This is a genomic window from Paraeggerthella sp., assembly GCF_048427265.1.
GTDB lineage: Bacteria > Actinomycetota > Coriobacteriia > Coriobacteriales > Eggerthellaceae > Paraeggerthella > Paraeggerthella hominis.
Genome location: NZ_DBFOSR010000096.1, coordinates 1 through 18,354 on the forward strand (window position 1 = coordinate 1; position 18,354 = coordinate 18,354).

Here is an 18,354-nt window from a genome sequence, read left to right on the forward strand (position 1 = left end):
GGTCACGCACGAAATGGGCTTCGCGCGCGATGTGGCCGACCGCGTCATCTTCATGGACGGCGGCTTCATCGTGGAGCAGGGAACGCCGGAAGAGGTGTTCGACCATCCGAAGTCCGACCGTACCAAAGACTTCCTCGGACACATTTCGTAACCCGTCCGAATACTGCGTAGAAAAGAGAGGGCCGAACTCCTGGAGTTGCGGCCCTCTCTTTGCGTGCGGCGCCGGTGCCGTCGAGCGCGACCGCGTTTTCCGTGAGCATCCCTTCATTCACGTTTAGCGTGCCAAGGAGGATAGCCTGATATAGGTCGTTGTCCTGGTGCTTCTTATCCCAGAACGCAAGGCTGACCAGGAGGCCCGTATCTCCCAGGTAGCATCTGGAAGTCGAGTGCTCCGCGCTCAGTTTCTCGCCCACCCCGCACCCGCGCCCATCCCCGCACCCATCCCGCACCCCTCCGAGTTCTACGCTTCCCTTACGAGGTCGAATATCTTACGAAAAGGGGAGTATATTGATGCTGCAAAGCTGTTTCGCCCTCGAAACAAGGCGTCGGCGCGGTATTCCCGTGCAAACGTACTGGCGCTTCTCCGTAAATGATGTTAATATTGTAACAATTAGGGTGTCGGATGGTTTCAGAGGGCGTTCGGCACGAGGGTGCAAGACGAGACAGTAAGGGGGTGTGCGATGGATATCTTCACCGATCCAGCGTTTCTGGCGCGTTTGCAGTTCGCTTGCACGGCGGCCTACCACTTCATTTTCGTGCCGCTGACCATCGGGTTGGGACTTATCCTTGCCATCAACGAAACACGGTACTACCGCTCCGGCAATCAGGCGGATGCGGCGGCTACCAAGTTCTGGGTCAAGATCTTCACCGCGACGTTCGTAGTCGGCGTGGCTACGGGCATCACGATGGAGTTCTCGTTCGGAACGAACTGGGCGGATTACTCGCGCTTCGTGGGCGACATCTTCGGCGCTCCGCTGGCGGCAGAGGCTCTGTTCGCGTTCTTCTTGGAGTCGGTGTTCCTGGGCGTGCTGCTGTTCGGGCGCAATCGCGTGTCGCGTAAGTTCTACCTGGTGTCGGCCTGGCTCGTGTGGTTCGGGTCGTGCCTGAGCGCCCTGTGGATCCTCATCGCCAACTCGTGGATGCAGACGCCTGCCGGAGCCGAGCTTGCTGCGGACGGTTCCAAGGCCGTCATCACGGACTTCTTCGCCGCGGCTTTCAACCCGTCGCTCATGGCGCGCTATTCGCACACGGTGGTCGCGCTGCTTATCGTGGGCGCGTTCGTGGCGATGGCCGTTGCTGCATGGTACCTGCTCAAGGGCAAGCATGCCGACTTCGCCATGAAGACCATGAAAATTGGCGCGGTGGTAGGCATTGTCACTACCGTTGTGATGCTGGGCACGGCCCATTCTTCGGCCGTGGTCGTTTCCGAGGAGCAGCCCACCAAGCTTGCCATGATGGAGGGCATGTACGAGTCCGAGGCTCCCGCATTGTACTTGTTCGGATGGGTCGACGAAGAGAAACAGGAAGTCCTTACCCCGTTCTACATTCCGGGCGGCACTAGCTTCTTGGCAACGGGCACGTGGGACACCGAGTTCCAGGGCCTCAACGATCTTGCCAAGTCCGAGAAGTACGGTGACTTCGACCCGTCGACCGCTCCCGTGAACTTCGTGTTCCAGACGTACCACTTGATGGTGGCCCTGTTCGGCCTGATCGCCATCACGGTTTTCCTGGCGCTGTTCTTCACGCTGCGCGGCGGCAAGATCAAGAACATGAAGTGGCTCCAGCGCTTGATCCTCATTTCCCCGGTGTTTCCGATGCTGGCCATCCAGGCCGGTTGGTTCACGGCTGAGGTCGGGCGTCAGCCCTGGGTAGTCTATCCGTCCGCAACGGGCCCGGATGGCGTGAGCCTGCTGACGAACGAGGGCATCTCCCAGTCGGTTTCCAGCGTCGAACTGCTCATTACCATGGTGCTGTTCCTGGTGGTCTACACGTTCTTGATGGTGGCGTGGGCGCGTGTCCTGGGCCGCTTCATCAAGGAAGGCCCCGTTGTCGAGCCTGCGTTGAAGAAGGAAGGTGAGTAGTCATGGAAATCACGTTCTTCCAGGGGCTGTGGTTCCTGCTGATCTTCGTGCTCATCGCTGGTTATTTCGTGCTCGACGGATTCGACTTGGGCGCCGGCGTGCTGTATCCGTTCGTTGCGAAGAACGATCGCGATAAGGCTATCGTGCGTCGCAGCATCGGGCCGGTGTGGGACGGCAACGAGGTGTGGCTGCTTACGGCGGGCGGCGCGCTGTTCGCGGCGTTCCCTGCGGCGTACGCCACCACGTTCTCCGGATTCTACCTTGCGGTTATGCTGGTGCTGTTCGGTTTGATCGTGCGCGCGGTTTCCCTTGAGTATCGCGGCCACGACCCCCAGTGGGGGAAGGTGTGGGACGGCTGCTTCACGGTGGGCTCGCTGCTTCCCGCGCTGCTTTTGGGCGTGGCCGTGGGCAACATTTACGCGGGCATCCCCATGGACGCCAACGGCGATTACGCGGGTATTCCGCTGCTGGGCCTGATCACGCCGTTCACGCTCCTGTGCGGTCTTTTGGGCTTGGCCATGTTCTTGGCGCAGGGCGCTACGTGGCTGTCGCTGAAGGCTCCCAAGCCAAGCGACCTTCAGGCTCGCGCGGCGAAGCTGCGCCTGCCGTTGCAGGTGGTTGCGCTGGTTCTGTTCGCGGCGGTGTCGGTGTACGGTCACTTCATCATCCAGCCGGCCATGGATCCCGCCCTCGGCGCGCTGCGCTGGGTGTTCGCGATCTTGGTCCTGGGCGGTATCGGCGCGTCGATCTTCTTCGCGCTCAAGAAGAACTGCGACCTGGGCGCGTTTCTTGCCCAGTCCGTTTCGGCGGCGATGCTGGTGGGATTGCTGGCCGCTTCCATGTTCCCGAACCTGGTGGTTGCGTCGGCCGACAGCGTGGGTCCCGCCATCACGGCGATGAGCGCGGCGTCTTCCGAGCTTTCACTTATGTGGATGACCGGAATCACGTGCGTTGGCTTGCCGCTGGTGCTGGCGTACCACGTTATCATCTACCGCACGTTCCGTGGCCGGGTGACCGAAGAGGATCTGGCACACTACTAGGCAAGCGCCCGCAAGCGGGCATGTTGACCAGGGTGTTCTTGGAGCGGGGCCGTTGCATGCGGCCCCGCTCTTGCTTGTTTGAGAACTGAATCGATCGGTAAAGCATGGCGCGAACCTTCGGCCTGAATCTATTGCATCGGCGGTGCCGTCGGTATAATGCCTAACCAGCCCCTTGGGTTTAACGACACCGAATACGTGAGGACTAGTATGAGTACCGAGAACAATCCCAACCAGCCCCAGCAGCCCGTCATGCCGCCAAACCCCGAAGACAATCAACCTGTTGCGCCGCCGGCTCCTGATCAGCAGCCTGTTCATGCGCCCTCGAACGGCAAAGCGGTAGGTGCGCTTGCATGCGGCATTCTTGCTATCCTGTTCGCTTGGATGCCCTTGCTTGGCGTGGCGCTTGGCGTGGCGGCCATTGTTTTGGCTGGCAAGGCGGTCAGGGAGTCCGGGAAAGACGGCAAGGCTACGGGAGGAAAGGCCTGCGGCATCATCGGAATCGTGCTGGCGGTGCTTTCGCTTGTTCTCTATCTGGTCCTGTTCAGCTTCGGCACCATGGCTTACCTGATGGCGGGATCGACCAGCACCGAGTACCTTTCCTCGCTGTCGACGGGGGACGCCCGCGCGAACGAGGCCGATATGGAGGCCGTTGCCGCGGCTGAATACGATAGGCTCAAGAACAAGGATGCTGCGTTGATTCAGCAGATTGCGGCCAGCGTGGACAAAAGCTTTGCGTCTGCGGCTCATTACGGGCTGGCTGACCTGGGGCTTGATCCTCAAACGTTTGCTGAATGGATGCTGACCGATTTCGATTACAGCCTTGACGGCGCGTACGACAACGGTGACGGAACCGGAACCGTTTACGCGAACGTGACCGTGCGCGATGCGACCGCTTTCGCTAACGCGTTTGTGGCTGACGCCCAGGCGGCGCTCGATTCAGGCCAGCTGGATGGCTTGGACGAGGCTGCCATGAAGGCCAAGCTTGGCGAGATCTACGCTTCCTCCATGGCGAAGTCAACGGGCACTACGACCAGTTACTCCGGGATATCGCTTGTTCAACAGGGCGATGTGTGGAAGGTCGACCAGGATGCCTGGAGCATCGAGCTCAAGCGTTTGCTGGGACTGTACTACTAGAACATGAGAAGCGCCGCGGTTCGTTTCAGCACGAACCGCGGCGCTCGATGGTTGCGCGCTAGGACAGCTTCTGGCCCAGCATTTGGGCGGCTGCTGCTTTGTCGAAGTTGCCGCCGGTCTTCCCCGTGAGGGCGCCCATGATGCGTCCCATATCCTTTTTCGACGATGCGCCCGTTTCTGCAAGCACCTCGTCGATCAAAGAGGCCAGCTCGTCGCCTGCCACCTGCTTGGGCAGATAGCTCTCCAGCACGGCGACCTGAGCGGTCAGCGTGTCGGTGCGCTCTTGGTCGTTTCCTGCCTTGATGGACCCGTCGAGCGTTTCCTTCGTCTGCTTGATCAGGCGCTTGAGCATGGCGTCCACATCGGCGTCCGTGATCTCGCGGCGCTCGTTCACTTCGATGTTCTTGATCTCGCCGTGCACTTGGCGCAGGATCGACAGGCGGGGCTTGTCCTTTGCTTTCATGGCTGCTTTGATCTCGTTTTGCAGTTCCTCGTAGTTCATGCGCTTCCTCTTTCGCTTGCGGCCGTCGTTCGTGTCCGAGTATACCTTACTGCGAAACCGCTACGAACTTTTCGTTTTCCAGATTGACTTTCTTGACGCCCTCTTTTTGCAGAAGATTCCTCAGCGCATTCTCGGCTCCGTTTCCAGACATTGCGATGCTCTCTTCTGCGGGCAGCTCGTGCCATTGGCCCTTTTCGCCCACCAGCCCGTTGTTGTCGCAGATGTACTTGGCTTTCCATCGATCCCCTTCGCTTATGCGCTTTTCGGGGCCCGCGTACAGGAACACGTGGGCGGAGGAATTGTCGTAGCTTTTGAACTGCAGGTAGTACGTCTTTTTGCCGTCCGTCGCTTGCACCGAAGGCCATTCCGTTATGCCGGCTGCTTTTGCGTAGTTTTGTCGATACTCATCATCCGTCTTTCCGGTCCATGTTTGACCGCCCAGCCAATTGACCATGGCGTCTTCGGAGCTCAGCCCATGCTTGGAGCATTTGACCACCATGTTTCCGGGTTCCTTCCCCAGCGCCAGGCTGTAAGATCCTCCCGCGGGGCACAGATCGTGGTTGCCGTTGCCCTCCTTGAGCTGGGCGACGTATCCGTCCAGCATGCTTTGAGTGGGCGTTTCGTCCGTCAGCAGGTAGTTGTCGGCCACCATGACTTTCAGCGATCGTCGGTTGGCGGCGTAAGCGGCTTCCTCGGCGCTTTGGGTCGCGCCGGTGAACACGGGCACGGCGATGGCCACCAGCACGAGCACGATGGCTACGACTACCAGCAATTCCGCCAGCGTGAAGCCTGCGGTTCCGGCTTGCCGAGAGGCGAAGCGACGTGCGACGGCGTGATTCTCCATGAAGTTCCTTTCCCGATGCGCCCGCGTTCGGCGAGGAACGCGGAGGGAGCAGCGCGATGCAGCGTTCCGAACGAAGATCGCGTAGAGAAATTCCCCAGGCGCATCATAGCTGGTCGAGGTAAAGTTTACAATAAGACGCAGCATTGGCGGCGCCGGCAGCGCTGCCGGTCCTGTCGGCACTGCATTTCATGGACGCACCTTGGTGCCTTGTGCAAAAACCTCGTTACAGGGTGGGATATAGCGTCGGAGCCTTTTGACCGCTCTGGTATGATGGATTCCAGTGTTAGAGCTATAACGAGCAAAAGGACCTCCATGAAAGAATTGCCGGTCAATCAACTCAATCCGAAAATCAAGTCGGTGTGGCGGATAAACGACGCAGTGTGGCTTACCGTCGTGTTCCTGTGCTGCTTCGTGCCGTTTGCGATAGCGGCGGTGACGGATGCGTCTCCTTGGATCTTCGTCGTTTTGGCGGCTATCGCCGCCGTGTACGCGGCGTCGCTTATCCTGTGCCTGATCGTCTTGCCGCCCATTCGCTTCATGCGCTGGCGCTACGAGCTGTCGGATGACTATCTGGACATTGCGAAGGGCATCGTCTGGCGCAAGCGCTACATTATCCCGTTCATTCGCGTGCAGAACACCGATACGCGTCAGGGCCCCATCCTGCGCGCGTTTGGCTTGGCGAGCGTCACCGTTGCTACGGCTGCGGGGGAGCACGAGATTCCCGGCCTTGACGCCGATACGGCCGAGCAGCTGCGCGACAAAGCCGCCGAGTTGGCTCGCTTGGCGCAGGAGGACGTGTGATGTCCGACTTCCAGCAGCAAACGATTCCGTCCGAACCGACGCAACCCCAGCCCCAGGCCGACGAACCTCAACGCCATCATGTGCACCATAGCTATATCTGGTTGAACAGCATCCAGGTGGCCGTCACGTTGCTCGTAGTCATGGCGTTCACTTCGTTCTCGTCCATTATCGGAGTGCTCGCCGACGGGCAGGCGTTTGGTCCGGGCAGCGTTCCCTTGGTGCTGTTCGCCCTGGGCGCGAGCGTTGTCGGCTTCGTTCTTCTGGTGGGTTTGATAGGGCTTATCCAGTGGTGGTCGTACAAGCATCTGTATTACGAACTGGGGGCCGAGGAGTTCAACCTGTATTCGGGCATCTTCAACAAGAAGCGCGTACACGTTCCTTACCAGCGCATACAGTCCGTCGATCAGCGAGCCACCCTTATGCAGCGCGTTTTCGGCGTGTGCACGGTGAGCATCGATACGGCCGGCGGCGCGGCTAACAAGGCGGTTCAGGTTCCCTATGTGCAGAAAACGCGCGCCGAGGAATTGCGCAGAGAGCTGTTTGCGCGCAAGCAGCTCGCGGTTGCCGTGCAGAACGGGGCGGCTCCCGAGGCTGCCGCCCAAGCCGTTGCGGCGGCAACCGGCGTGCTTGTTCCCGGTGCGACGGGAGTTGCTGCGGATCGGCCTGCGTCCAACGTGCTGGATGCTCCTGCCGAGATCTGGCAGGACGTGCGCGGCGTGTTCGGTGGGCAGCACGTCGATACCGGCGCTGTCAGCTACGAATACGGCCTGTCCAACAAAGAGCTTGTTTTCACGGGCCTGTCGAACCACACGGCGTTTTGGGTGGTTGTTCTGGGCGCCTTCGGCGCTGTCAGCCAGCTTGCTTCCTTGTTTTCCGGTGCGGCGGAGCCGATGGTCGATCAAGCGGTCACGCTGGGCACGCATTTGTTCGGGGGCAACTTGATCGCACTGGGCGTTGCTGCGTTCTTCGTAGGGTCCGTTGTGATCTGGGCCATATCGGCGGTTGGCGCTTGCCTTTCGTATGGCGGGTTCCGTGCGTGCCGTCGCGGTAGCCGCATCGAGGTTGAGCGCGGTCTGCTGCAGCATCAGTTCCAGGGCGTTGACGTCGACCGCGTGCAGTCGATCATGGTGAAGCAGAGCTTCATTCGTCGGCTTATCGGCTATTGCGAGATATCGTTGGGCAAGATCGACGCGGCTGCGGAAGGCTCGGACGAGCAGCAGCAGGGGCTTGCCCCGCAGGGCGTCGTCATCCACCCGTTCGTGAAGCTCAACCGCGTGCCGGAGATCTTGGCCGGCATCGCCCCCGAGTTTGCCGACGTGCCGGCTGAGACCACGCCCGTTGCTCCCGTTGCGCTCAGGCGCGCGCTCATCCGACGCTGTCTGTTGCAGGGCACGGGCTTCTGGCTGGCTGTTGTTATTGCCGCCGGACATATCGCCGTCAACATCGCCGCGAACCCGGCGGATCCGGCGCAGGCTGCGTCCCTCGGATTCGTCAACGCGGGCGCGTGGGCGGGCTATGCGCTGTGCGTGGCGCTGTTCGCGTTCGACGTTGCGGGTTCTATCTTGTGGTTCCGCGGCTCGGGATTCGCGTACAACGATCGGTTCATGCAGGTGAGCAACGGCGGTTTGGCGCGCGAGACCATCAGCTTCCCTCGCAAGAAGATCCAGTTCGGCTATACGAAGACGAACCCCTTCCAGCGTCGAGCCGGCACCGCTACGGTTAACGCCCGCACGGCGGCGGGCGTCGGAGGGACTACCATTCGCTTGATCGATGCGCGCGTCGAGGATGCGCAAGATTGGCTCGAATGGATCAAGCCCCATGGAAATGTGATACAGTAGAGCTATGGATACCCAAGCGACATCTGACAAACAAAGCCCCCGAAGCACGGAGTCCGGCACTGCCGACGCGCGGCCCGATGCCCCGGGGGACTCTTCCGCGAAGCCTCCGGCTCCCGGTTGGACGCCTTCGCAGTTCAAGCCCGATAATTTCGCCAGCATGCGCCGCGACCGCCACAAGGTTTCGAACACGTCGGCTAGCGCGGTGAACAAGGCTCGCAACGTGCGGGAGTACACGCTTGGCGAGGAAATCGCCAACTCCATCACGCATGGCATCGGCGCTTTGCTGGCCATCGCCGCAATCCCCATCTTGGTGGTGCGCGCGCTCGATGACGGCGGCGGCGTGTATCTGTTCGCCGCCCTTGTGTACACCCTGACCATGCTGCTTGAATACACCATGTCCACGCTCTACCACGCCATTGCGGTCGATCGTGCGAAGAAAGTGTTCAAGATTCTCGACCACAGTTGCATCTACCTGTTTATTGCGGGTTCTTACACGCCGTTTTGCCTGATCTCTCTTGCAGATCACGGTGGCATGTGGCTGTGCTTGTTCGTGTGGGCGGTCGGGTTGGCCGGCGTGGCGTGCGAAGCGTTCTGGGTGTTTCGTCCCCGTTGGATTTCGGCGCTGCTGTATTTGCTCATGGGCTGGTGCGTCGTGTGGTTTTTGCCGGTGCTGGTTTCGGCTATCCCCGCGCAAGGCCTGTGGCTGCTCGTGGGCGGCGGCGTGTGCTATTCCATCGGGTGCATCTTCTACGTCCTGAAGAAGATTCCCTACATGCATTCGATTTTTCATCTATGGGTTCTTGCCGGCAGCGTTTTGCAGTTTTTGGCTATTGCGCTGTACGTCATGTAAACAGGAAGCAGCATGGATATCTGGATAAGCATTATCGTCACATTCTTGCTCGTGCTGGTCAACGGATACTTTTCTATGTCCGAAATGGCGTTGGTGAACGCCAAGTTGGTGCTGCTGCAGCATGAAGCGGAAGCAGGCGACAAACGAGCGGAACGCGCGTACAGCTTGGCGAGCGATTCCAGCCAGTTTTTGGCAACCATCCAAGTGGCCATCACGCTGGTCGGCTTTTTCGCCTCGGCCGCCGCTGCCACGAACCTGTCCGAGCCTTTGGCTTCGTGGTTTGCCAGCTTCAACGTGGCGTGGCTTACGGCTATTGCGCCCGGCTTGGCTCCCGTGGTCATCACGCTGGTGGTGTCGTACCTCAGCATCGTGGTGGGCGAACTTGTCCCGAAGCGCATTGCCCTTGCCGATGCGGAGGGCATGAGCAAAGCGGTGGCGGGCCCGCTTATGGTGTTCGCCAAGATTGCTTCGCCGCTGGTCACGCTCACGTCGGCTTCTGCTAACGGATTGTCCAAGCTGCTGCGCGTCAAGAACGCCGACGAGCGTCAAACCGTGTCCGAAGAAGAGATCAAGTACATGGTCACGGACAACGACGAGCTGCTTGAAGACGAGAAGCGCATGATCCACGACATTCTGAATCTGGGGGACATGAGCGTGCATGAGATCATGCAGCCGCGCGTGGACATGATTCTGGTCGAGGATACGGAAACGGTGCAGCAGGCTCTCGAACGCATGCACGGCACGGGGTACTCGCGCCTTCCCGTGTATCACGAGGACATCGATCACATCGTGGGCATCGTTCATTACAAGGATCTCATGGGTCCGTTCATGGATTCCAAGGGCGCTGATCCGGCCTCTTCTTGTGCGTATGAAGCGCTGTTCGTTCCAGAGACGAAAGACATCTACCCGCTGCTTGCGGAAATGCAAACGAACAGGCAACAGATGGCCATTGTCGTGGACGAGTACGGTGGAACGGATGGTTTAATTACCGTAGAGGACATCGTGGAGGAGATCGTCGGCGAGATCATTGACGAGTCGGACCGAGAGAATCCGTTCGTGGAGCAAGCGAGTGGCGACACCTGGGTGGTCGACGGGCGTTTCCCGGTAGAAGATGCCGAAGAGTTGGGGTGGCCGGTCGAGGAGTCCGCAGACTACGAGACCATTGCCGGTTGGTTGATGAACATGCTCGACTCCGTTCCTCAAACCGGCGATGAGTTCGACCACGACGGCTACCGATTCAAGATCTTGTCCATGCGCCGTCGCCGCATCTTGTCGGTGCGCGCTGAACGCCTGAAAGCCCAGCCCGATTCCTCTGAATGCTCATGTGAGGAACTAGGCCGGGAGGAAGCGTGACGCAAGGAAGGCAGCTGTATCGTTCGCGCGATGCGCTTATAGCGGGTGTTTGCGCCGGCGTAGCCGACTATTTTTCCGTGGACCCGCTTGTTGTTCGCATCTTGGCAGCTGCGTTTACGCTCGCTTCCGGGGGCTTGCTTGGCTTGGCGTATCTTGCGATGTGGATCGTGGTTCCCAAGGCTCCTAAAATAGTGAAACCGCTTGAAGTAAAACCCCAATCGGTTCATTCCGACACGTACGGAACGGTGGACTTCGGCAGTCGATACGGTTCGACCGGGCAGGGTCCGTCGCGGTCGAACACGCCGGCCCAGGCAGCGGGTTGGCGCTATTCGGTGCCATCGTATACGGGCGCCGCGCACGTGCCGCCCGAGCCTCCTGCGGCCGCGCCGTTGAAGCGGGTCCCGCAACCGGTGGTCCACCATCCCGTCGATCCTCCGAAGGAGGCGTCTGAAGCGGGCGTTCGAGCCGCTTTGTGGCTGGGCTCGTTTTTGCTGTTTACCGGCATCGTCGCGATGGCGGTGACGTTCGTTCGCGATATCGCGTGGTGGCAATACGCACCGCTCTTCTTTGTCATCTTGGGAATTGTGGGCATGGTTGTTCCGGGAACCCCCGGGCGCCGCATGCGCAAGTTCGTGGAGGGGCTTGCGTGCTTTTGCATAGGCTCGATGGCGTTGACCATGAGTTTGGGCATCGTTGCTTGGGAATCCATTGTTCCCATGCTGGTTTACCTGTGGCCCCTGCTGCTCATGACGCTTGCGTTCGCGGTGTTTTCGGCAACGCTTAAATCTTCCATGATGAATTTGCTTGCGGGCGCTTGCTTCGCGGTGTTCTGCACGGTGGGGGTGCTGTGGTATTCCATCCCCGGCCCTACGACCGAGATCGTGTTCATGGCTCCGTACGGGCGCGAATACCATATTCAGATGCTGTTGAAGGAGCGCGAATTCGATTTGCTCAACGGAGACGTTCTAGAGTGGTCTATTCGGCTTTAGCTAGCAGAGCACTTACCGTTCGCCCGCATCTGCACATTTCGTTCGCTTGTTCGATTTTTCAATCGAACGCATTGCGACCTGCGGTTTTGTAAAGCGAATTTTTGTCAAGCGAACAAATGATGTAGGGTGTCTCCACACTTTTTTGCCCTATAGCCCCCTTGTCCGCTAAAATGTCTTGTACCACAACAGCATATCGCCCTCCAGGCAGCAATCCCTCTTACAATCTACTACGCTGTCAACCGCCTAAGCGGTAAGGGGTCGTGCGCTGTGTAACGAAAGGTTATTGAAGTTTTGACGGTGAAACGCACTAAACAACGGAAGTCGAACATAGCTGCCAAAATCGCTGCGGTTGGCTGCGCATCGTGCGTGCTGGCTGGGTGCATTGGCTTCGGCTTCGCCTCCGCGGGTAGCGGCGCTTCTCATGATATAGATTCGTTCGGGATTGATTCGGTAAGCACGGCTGCGTCTACGACGGACTATGGCTTTTCGTCGGAGGCCGCCGATTCTGACGCTCGCGAGTCCACGGTGCTTACCAGCACGGCTTCGCGCGATATATCCCAGGGCATCGCCGCCATAGAGGCGGAAGAGGAGGCTGCTCGCCTTGCCGCCGAAGAGGCCGCTCGGAAGGAAGAGGCGGCTCGCATTGCCGCCGCAGAGGCTGCGAAGGCCGAGCAGCAGGCTCGCGCCGCTCGCGAGGGTGCCGCAGATGCGCTGGCTTCCCTTTCCGACGTTGACTGGTCGGTGGGCCACGAGGCGTTCGTGGCCGAATGGAGCGGCCGCATCGACGCGTATCTGGCCGGTTCTCCCTTGTTTGGGCACGGTGCCACGTTCGCGGAAGCTGCTTGGGTCCATGGCGTTGATCCTCGCTGGTCACCCGCTATCTCCAATACCGAAAGCTCGAAGGGCTCTGCGTGCTTCAAGCCCTACAACGCTTGGGGGTGGATGTCCTCGGTTGCGTGGAGCAGTTGGGAAGAGTCCATCAACGCGCACGTTGCGGGTTTGGCTAGCAACTACGGGTATTCCATCACCGTAGCGAACGCGCAGAAGTATTGTCCTCCTACTTATATGGACTGGTTCAATAAAACGCTTACGCAAATGAAGATGATCTAATCGAAGCGCCGCCGGAAAGGCGGCGTTTCGCTTGTTGCGGGCTCGCGAGCCCGCCCCGTGCGCGAAGCGAGGCAACGATCGAGGCACTGTGCTCGCCCTTCCGTTTCGCTTGCCGCTTCACCTCTTCGCTACCGTTTCGTTCCGTTATCTTGTTATTGCAGTATGCTGGGTGCTTGCAGGAAAGTGCGCCTTGGGCGCAGACGAAAGGACTGGTATGAGCAACGTGATCGTCGTAGGCTGTGGCCGCGTCGGTTCTCAGCTGGCAAACATGCTGTCGGACAACGGCAGCAACGTGTGCGTGATCGATCGCAATGCCGATGCATTTGCGAACCTGGGCCGCAACTTCAACGGTTCCACCGTGCAAGGGGTTGGCTTCGACGAAGAGACGCTGATAAAGGCTGGCGTGGAGGACTGCGACGTTGTGGCGGCGGTTACTCAGTTCGACAACACGAATCTTATGTGCGCCGAGGTGGGCAGCCGTTTGTTCGGCGTGCCTCACGTTATCGCGCGTCTGTACAATCCCGACCACGAACGCGCGTACATGCAGTTGGGCATCGACTACGTGTGCGGCACGTCGCTTGTGGCCGAGGACGTGTTCAGCAAGGTGGTGTCGGGGCACGGCGCGCACCTGGACACGTTCGGGGAATTCGAAGTGCTGCGCTTTTCGCTTGACCTGAGTTGGTCGGATAAACGCACCATTCGCGTGTCCGAGCTGGAGCGCGATCACGACATCCGCATTGTGGCGTTCGAGCGCGGAGACGGATCGGCCAGTTCCATTCCCACGCGCGATTCCATTCTGTATAACGGAGATTCGGTGCTGGCGTGCGTGCGCCATGAGCTAATCGAGTCGTTTTCGAAGTATATTCAAGATTAAGGTGCAGCGTTGGCCTGCAATGAATGCGGGCGGCTTGCAGGGCTGTCGGGAAAGGAAGCTTCATGTACATCGTGATCGCGGGAGGTGGCAAAATTGGCGAGTACCTGGCCACCGTGCTGCTGCAAAGCGGCAACGACGTGGCCATTATAGAGGAGACGCTTTCGACGGCCGACAGGTTGTCGGTGGCGCTGCAGGGCCGGTACCTGGTCATCCACGGCGACGGCTGCGATTCGAAGTATCAGGAAGATGCGGGCATTCGCCGCGCTGACGTGTTCGTGGCCACTACAGGCCAAGACGACGACAATCTGGTGTCGTGCGAGATCGCGCAGCGCGTGTTCAACGTGCCGCGCTGCATTGCCCGCGTGAACAGCCCGAAGAACCTTCGCATTTTCAAAGAGGTGGGCATCGAATGCGTGTCGTCCACCACGCTCATTGCGAACCTCATCGAAGAGGAGACGCTGCTTGGCAGCGTGAGCGTTGCGTCGTCGCTTACGCACGGCAACGTCATGCTGACCGAGATCGTGGTGCCGCGCATGCGCCATCACTCCAACGAGGCGGGTATTCTGGTGTCGTCGCTGCCCATGCCCGAAAACAGCCTGGTTGCCGCCGTCTCTCCTCAAGACGACGACAACGTGGAAGTGGTCAACGAGGAAACCGTGCTCTATCCGGGCGACAAGGCCATCGTCGTGGTTGACAACGAGGTTCTCGACGAAGTGCGAGCTTTGTTCAAAGCGTTGTAGCTTTTTGAAAAAGCTCCTTCGTTATGCGTCGGAAAGGCCGAGCAGAAAACGAAGTTGTTGTCCTTGCGCGGACAACTTCGCTTTTTGTTGCGTTTCTCATACGGTTATCCAGTTCCGTTCTTTGAAAGTTTCCCAGAGCACCTGTGACAATGGGTGCATCGAGCGGACGCTGCTCCGCTGAGAATGGGACGCAACAAGGAGGGGATCGTATGAAAGACGGTTGCGGTAACGGGTCGTTTGGCGAAGCGGGTATATCGAGGCGCACGTTTCTCGGAGGCAGTGCTGTAGCCTTTGGCACGATGGTGCTTTCAGGGGTTATGAGCGGGTGCTCTTCTTCGGGGGAAGGTGGCAAGCAGGGCGCGCAAGGACCCGTCGACGGCGAGCAAGTGCTGTATGAGCTCTATGATACGGACATCCTTATCATCGGCGGCGGCCTTGCCGGCTCTCATGCGGCGCTTCAGGCTTACAAGCAGGGACAAGACGTCGTGGTGGTGGAGAAAGCACCTTTCCATTTCGGGGGAGCATGCGGATACAATTGGTGCAATTGGGTGAACTTCATCCAGACCGATACGCCATGGGACAAGTCCGAAGACTTCGTCCTGAACGAGCTTACGAACAAGAAGATCGCCAAGGCGACTCACGAGGCATTTTCCGTCGAGGATCGCAATCTTCTCTTGCGTTATGCGCAGGAAGGGAACAATCTGTTTATGCGAGACGAGACGGGCGCGTTCGTCCCCGGCCTCGACATGCCCGGGTACCCGCTTTTCGGAACCTTCAATGGCTTTCCTCGTTACTTTACCGACTCGGTAGAGCGATCAGGTGCTCGTATCTTCGATCAAACTATGATTACTGATGTCATTATTGAAGACGGCGCGTGCATAGGCGCTATCGGATTGCATATTCCTACCGGGACGGTGCGCGCGTTTCGAGCCAAGTCGACGATTTCCTGCACAGGCGCAAGCTCGTGGGTGTATGGGTGGAATACAGTAGCGGCCACTTCCATCAACTCACCGGACAATACGGGCGATGTCGATGCCGCAGCTTATCGACGAGGCGCGGCCTTGCAGGATTCGGAGTTCTTCCAGTTCGATCTCATCAGCATGTATCCGACCGGTCTTGCAGCTACGTTCGTAGGCGGTATCGGCGCCGACAACCTATGCTGCGAGTACATTTGCGATGCGAACGACAACTACTTCTTCAGAGGGATGGACTACTCGACGCTCGACCGCATCACGTTCACGCGAACGATTGCCAAGGCTATCCACGATGGCGGAGGGTCGCCCAACGGCGGCGTGTACGTGGATTTCTCGAGCCCTGAGGCTTTCGCGGCTATGGGGGAAGTCTACCGTCGCAACGTTACCTTGTGGAAAGAGGTGTTCGGCATAGACGTATCCTCTTCCAAGCTCGAATGCGCGCTTGAAACGTACGAGCACGGTGGAAATCCGCGTGTGGACGAGAGCCTGATGGTCGAGGGCATGCCGGGGTTGTTCTGCGCCCGCGGCGGCGGCGTCTCGGGTGCTCAAGGGGGCACTTCGGTCAATGTCGCATACCGAGACGGATCCTATGCGATGATGAAGGCGATTGAATACGCCGAAGGACCGGGCAAGAACAAGCCGCAGTCGTTTACCTTCGCTTCGGTTGAAAAGGAAGTCGGGCGGTTGCACGAAATGCGTACGCGCCGATCCGGTGGCAAGCGCCCCCAGGAAATTACGCGCATGATTCAACGCGCCTGCTATCAAGCATGTCAGCCTACGCGGGAAACCGCGGCAATGAAAGAGGCCGTGGCGGAGCTCGAGCGCATCCGTGCGGAAGAACTGCCCAAAATGCAGCTCGGAGACGCCTCTCTGAACTACAACACCGACTGGAAGGCCGCTATCGAAGCTTACAACCTGCTCGACATTGCCGAAGCTAGTTCGAAAGCAGCTCTTATGCGCGAAGAAAGCCGTGGACATAGCTATCGACCTGAATTCCCGCAAGAAGACCCGGCAAAGTGGACGTGCAACATCGTCGCTAAAAACGTGGACGGCAAAATGCAGCTCGAAACCGTTCCCGTTGTCGAATTGGACTAGCTGCTGCTGTTTGCGCGCTTACGAGGAGGTAAGTTATGAAAATCAAGATTCAAAAGTACAATCCTTCGGTGGATCCCGCTCCTCATTTTGAGGAATACGAAATCACGCATACCGAGCATATGACTTTGCTCGAGGCGTTGGTTCAAGTTAACGATACGATAGAGCCCATTGCTTTCGACTACAGCTGTCGTGGACGCGTGTGCGGGCGGTGTGCTATGACGCTCAACGGGGTTCCTTGCCTCGCTTGCGTGACGCTGGTGGAAGATTCAGATAAAAACGAGGTTACCCCTCTTAAGCATTTCCCGGTAGTGCGCGATTTGATCGTGGACAAGACGAAGATTACCGACAGGGTGAGTCGAATTCTTGCGCGCCAGCGTGCTTTCGATCTTACGGTCGAAGAGGTGAAGGCTCCGGTCGACGCATCTTTGCCCAAGAAGCTCGAACCGCTTGAGTATTGCGCTCGTTGCGGCGTGTGCACGGCAGCTTGCCCTGTTGTGGAACAGAAAGGACTTAAATCCTATATTGGACCGACGGGCATGATTGCTATCGCAAATCGATTTTACGATCCGTACGATCAAGGGGACCGTGTGGTGGAGGCTGTGCAAAACGGCTTGTGGGAATGTATAGAATGCGGCATGTGCGATACCGTGTGCAAGGCGCTTGAGATCGATCACCTGTCGGTTTGGAAGGATCTTCGCGAAGCCGCCGAATCAGCCGGGTTGAATCCGCCTCGCTCTTAACGAGCTTCGATGTAGGTTTGAAATAGCCTGTTGATTTCCCAGCTCCGTTTCGCGACGGAGCTGGGTTGTATGCTGGCGCTCATCGTGAGTGTATACTGGAGGGGCCGTATGGGGATGCGGACGGAGGGGGCTATGAAGGCGGATTCTTGGGAGCCGAAAGGGCTTTTTGATGACGAGGATGTGCAGATGAAATTGCGCATCATGCACGCAGTCGATAGATCTCTCGATCAGGTTAAAGTGACGGATCTTTGCGAACGCGCAGGTATATCCCGACAGATGTTCTATCGGCATTTCGACAGTAAGTACAGCTTGCATTGGTGGTGGCCGACGCATGTTCACAAGTTCTATCTTATAGAGGTCGGTCGTACGATAGACTGGGAAACGGGGTATTTCCATCACTTGACCCTGCTGTCGCTTGAAAGCGATTTTTTTAAAGTAGCGACGCAATACACGCTTAACTGCCCGAGCGAGCGCAGCATCATGCCTCATTACAGAAAGTGCGCGTTGCTCGAAACCCTGCAAGATTACCGTCATATGGAGATTAGCGATGAACTTATGTTTTGCCTCGATAGATGGGTGAAAACTGAAACAGAGATACTCACTGAATGGTACCGCATGGGAACCATGCCCTCACCTCAGGAGGCTGCTGAAAAGTTGGCCCTTGCGGCTCCAAGAATGCTCTACGATGCGTTGCTGATGGATTGATCCCCGGTCGACTATCCTTGTGCCGCACGCAGCTCTTCAAGGGCTTCGGGCGGCGTGTAGCCGCACGTTCCGTCGCCTAGAGAAACCACTTCAACGGCGTCGCCTTCCTTGATTTGGCCGTCGGAAAGCGCAACGAAGAAAATTCCTTCGCGCGGGAAAATGCAGTCGCCGGCTAGGTGATAGATGGCGCATTTCGTGTGACAGACTTTCCCGATTTGGGAAAGCTCCAGAAGCACGTCATCGCCGATGCGCACATGTGTGCCCAAGGGCAAAGAAAGCAGATCGATACCTTCGGTGGTAACGTTTTCGGCGAAATCGCCTTCTGCCACGTCAAGGTCCATGGCACGAGCCTTCTCGATGGACTCCCAGGCTAGAAGCGAAACCTGTCGGTGCCAATCGCCGGCGTGCGCGTCGCCCGCCACGCCCTGATGCTCGATGACGGCAATAGGGGAGGTGCAAGGCGTTTTGCGCGTGCCTTTTCGTTTGGAGACGTTGACCGAGCGTACGCGGCCTCGCATGTTTCGATTTCGTTCTGCTTGCTCCATGACGTCCCCCTAAAAACTAGAAACTTACTAGGAAATAGAGTACTGATTTGACGGAAGAAGTCAAGGATGCTTCTTCCGTCCGGCCCACCGCGCCGCCGCGTTCGTCTGCGGCCTCGGCGCTTTCCGTGGAAACCGTCGC

Annotated in this window: 17 protein-coding genes and 1 pseudogene; 15 read left to right on the top strand and 3 right to left on the bottom strand. The window is 58.5% G+C overall.

Translation table 11 applies throughout. The features are described from left to right. From ACMNI9_RS08545 to ACMNI9_RS08560, 4 genes and pseudogenes are all read left to right on the top strand, one after another. Window positions 1–151 (top strand): annotated as a pseudogene (locus tag ACMNI9_RS08545) (ectoine/hydroxyectoine ABC transporter ATP-binding protein EhuA); the annotation flags it as partial. 529 nt (window positions 152–680) lie between these two features. Then, window positions 681–2,081 carry a cytochrome ubiquinol oxidase subunit I gene (locus ACMNI9_RS08550; RefSeq protein WP_216529209.1) on the top strand — a complete coding sequence of 467 codons (1,401 nt, stop codon included), beginning with the start codon at window positions 681–683 and terminating at the stop codon, window positions 2,079–2,081. 2 nt (window positions 2,082–2,083) lie between these two features. Continuing rightward, window positions 2,084–3,121, top strand: a complete 1,038-nt coding sequence (cydB, locus tag ACMNI9_RS08555; RefSeq protein WP_418831632.1) for a cytochrome d ubiquinol oxidase subunit II — start codon at window positions 2,084–2,086, stop codon at window positions 3,119–3,121. Window positions 3,122–3,328: 207 nt separating this feature from the next. Continuing rightward, window positions 3,329–4,255, top strand: a complete 927-nt coding sequence (locus ACMNI9_RS08560; RefSeq protein ID WP_418831634.1) for a DUF4190 domain-containing protein — start codon at window positions 3,329–3,331, stop codon at window positions 4,253–4,255. Window positions 4,256–4,313: 58 nt separating this feature from the next. Here the strand turns inward: ACMNI9_RS08560 and ACMNI9_RS08565 are convergent, their stop codons facing one another. Both ACMNI9_RS08565 and ACMNI9_RS08570 read right to left on the bottom strand, forming a co-directional pair. Beyond that, a complete protein-coding gene (locus ACMNI9_RS08565) occupies window positions 4,314–4,757 on the bottom strand; it encodes a GatB/YqeY domain-containing protein (protein ID WP_216529212.1) in 444 nt (147 codons plus the stop codon). Between the two features lie 46 nt (window positions 4,758–4,803). Next, window positions 4,804–5,601, bottom strand: coding sequence for a prepilin-type N-terminal cleavage/methylation domain-containing protein (locus ACMNI9_RS08570; RefSeq protein WP_418831636.1), 798 nt, complete (start codon window positions 5,599–5,601; stop codon window positions 4,804–4,806). Between the two features lie 312 nt (window positions 5,602–5,913). On the opposite strand from ACMNI9_RS08570, the gene ACMNI9_RS08575 reads away from it, so the two are divergent. The 11 genes from ACMNI9_RS08575 to ACMNI9_RS08625 all read left to right on the top strand — a co-directional run bounded on the left by ACMNI9_RS08575 (window position 5,914) and on the right by ACMNI9_RS08625 (window position 17,670). Next, entirely contained in the window at window positions 5,914–6,402 is a 489-nt protein-coding gene (locus tag ACMNI9_RS08575) for a PH domain-containing protein (RefSeq protein ID WP_114567850.1), read from the top strand. After that, entirely contained in the window at window positions 6,402–8,240 is a 1,839-nt protein-coding gene (locus tag ACMNI9_RS08580) for a PH domain-containing protein (protein WP_418831638.1), read from the top strand. Before ACMNI9_RS08575 ends, ACMNI9_RS08580 begins: the two co-directional genes overlap by 1 nt. A 157-nt stretch (window positions 8,241–8,397) precedes the next feature. Further along, the gene (trhA, locus tag ACMNI9_RS08585) at window positions 8,398–9,090 is read left to right on the top strand and encodes a PAQR family membrane homeostasis protein TrhA (RefSeq protein WP_216529239.1); all 693 of its coding nucleotides are present in this window, start codon (window positions 8,398–8,400) and stop codon (window positions 9,088–9,090) included. A 12-nt stretch (window positions 9,091–9,102) separates the two neighbouring features. Continuing rightward, window positions 9,103–10,443, top strand: coding sequence for a hemolysin family protein (locus tag ACMNI9_RS08590; RefSeq protein WP_418831639.1), 1,341 nt, complete (start codon window positions 9,103–9,105; stop codon window positions 10,441–10,443). After that, on the top strand, window positions 10,440–11,432 hold the full coding sequence (locus tag ACMNI9_RS08595; protein ID WP_225749792.1) for a PspC domain-containing protein: 993 nt from the start codon (window positions 10,440–10,442) through the stop codon (window positions 11,430–11,432). The genes ACMNI9_RS08590 and ACMNI9_RS08595 overlap by 4 nt, the downstream gene beginning before the upstream one ends. Window positions 11,433–11,729: 297 nt before the next feature. Beyond that, on the top strand, window positions 11,730–12,542 hold the full coding sequence (locus ACMNI9_RS08600) for a CMP-2-keto-3-deoxyoctulosonic acid synthetase (protein WP_418831661.1): 813 nt from the start codon (window positions 11,730–11,732) through the stop codon (window positions 12,540–12,542). Between the two features lie 214 nt (window positions 12,543–12,756). Next, complete coding sequence (locus ACMNI9_RS08605; RefSeq protein WP_114567857.1) at window positions 12,757–13,416, top strand: potassium channel family protein; 660 nt, start codon at window positions 12,757–12,759, stop codon at window positions 13,414–13,416. A gap of 62 nt (window positions 13,417–13,478) precedes the next feature. Next, window positions 13,479–14,156 carry a potassium channel family protein gene (locus ACMNI9_RS08610; RefSeq protein ID WP_114567845.1) on the top strand — a complete coding sequence of 226 codons (678 nt, stop codon included), beginning with the start codon at window positions 13,479–13,481 and terminating at the stop codon, window positions 14,154–14,156. A gap of 209 nt (window positions 14,157–14,365) precedes the next feature. After that, window positions 14,366–16,225 (top strand): FAD-dependent oxidoreductase, encoded by a 1,860-nt coding sequence (locus ACMNI9_RS08615; protein WP_114567844.1) that lies wholly within the window; start codon window positions 14,366–14,368, stop codon window positions 16,223–16,225. Window positions 16,226–16,260: 35 nt separating this feature from the next. Continuing rightward, window positions 16,261–16,965 carry a succinate dehydrogenase/fumarate reductase iron-sulfur subunit gene (locus ACMNI9_RS08620; protein ID WP_225749793.1) on the top strand — a complete coding sequence of 235 codons (705 nt, stop codon included), beginning with the start codon at window positions 16,261–16,263 and terminating at the stop codon, window positions 16,963–16,965. Window positions 16,966–17,097: 132 nt separating this feature from the next. Continuing rightward, the gene (locus ACMNI9_RS08625) at window positions 17,098–17,670 is read left to right on the top strand and encodes a TetR/AcrR family transcriptional regulator (protein WP_114567856.1); all 573 of its coding nucleotides are present in this window, start codon (window positions 17,098–17,100) and stop codon (window positions 17,668–17,670) included. Window positions 17,671–17,681: 11 nt separating this feature from the next. Here ACMNI9_RS08625 and ACMNI9_RS08630 read toward each other — a convergent pair whose 3' ends face one another. Continuing rightward, window positions 17,682–18,215 carry an MOSC domain-containing protein gene (locus ACMNI9_RS08630; RefSeq protein WP_216529217.1) on the bottom strand — a complete coding sequence of 178 codons (534 nt, stop codon included), beginning with the start codon at window positions 18,213–18,215 and terminating at the stop codon, window positions 17,682–17,684. Between the last annotated feature and the right edge of the window lie 139 nt (window positions 18,216–18,354).

Bases quoted from the DNA above. Each gene is read 5' to 3' on its own strand.
- ACMNI9_RS08550 (WP_216529209.1), top strand. From the start codon at position 681: ATGGATATCTTCACCGATCCAGCGTTTCTGGCGCGTTTGCAGTTCGCT.
- cydB (WP_418831632.1), top strand. From the start codon at position 2,084: ATGGAAATCACGTTCTTCCAGGGGCTGTGGTTCCTGCTGATCTTCGTG.
- ACMNI9_RS08560 (WP_418831634.1), top strand. From the start codon at position 3,329: ATGAGTACCGAGAACAATCCCAACCAGCCCCAGCAGCCCGTCATGCCG.
- ACMNI9_RS08565 (WP_216529212.1), bottom strand. From the start codon at position 4,757: ATGAACTACGAGGAACTGCAAAACGAGATCAAAGCAGCCATGAAAGCA.
- ACMNI9_RS08570 (WP_418831636.1), bottom strand. From the start codon at position 5,601: ATGGAGAATCACGCCGTCGCACGTCGCTTCGCCTCTCGGCAAGCCGGA.
- ACMNI9_RS08575 (WP_114567850.1), top strand. From the start codon at position 5,914: ATGAAAGAATTGCCGGTCAATCAACTCAATCCGAAAATCAAGTCGGTG.
- ACMNI9_RS08580 (WP_418831638.1), top strand. From the start codon at position 6,402: ATGTCCGACTTCCAGCAGCAAACGATTCCGTCCGAACCGACGCAACCC.
- trhA (WP_216529239.1), top strand. From the start codon at position 8,398: ATGCGCCGCGACCGCCACAAGGTTTCGAACACGTCGGCTAGCGCGGTG.
- ACMNI9_RS08590 (WP_418831639.1), top strand. From the start codon at position 9,103: ATGGATATCTGGATAAGCATTATCGTCACATTCTTGCTCGTGCTGGTC.
- ACMNI9_RS08605 (WP_114567857.1), top strand. From the start codon at position 12,757: ATGAGCAACGTGATCGTCGTAGGCTGTGGCCGCGTCGGTTCTCAGCTG.
- ACMNI9_RS08610 (WP_114567845.1), top strand. From the start codon at position 13,479: ATGTACATCGTGATCGCGGGAGGTGGCAAAATTGGCGAGTACCTGGCC.
- ACMNI9_RS08615 (WP_114567844.1), top strand. From the start codon at position 14,366: ATGAAAGACGGTTGCGGTAACGGGTCGTTTGGCGAAGCGGGTATATCG.
- ACMNI9_RS08620 (WP_225749793.1), top strand. From the start codon at position 16,261: ATGAAAATCAAGATTCAAAAGTACAATCCTTCGGTGGATCCCGCTCCT.
- ACMNI9_RS08625 (WP_114567856.1), top strand. From the start codon at position 17,098: ATGAAGGCGGATTCTTGGGAGCCGAAAGGGCTTTTTGATGACGAGGAT.
- ACMNI9_RS08630 (WP_216529217.1), bottom strand. From the start codon at position 18,215: ATGGAGCAAGCAGAACGAAATCGAAACATGCGAGGCCGCGTACGCTCG.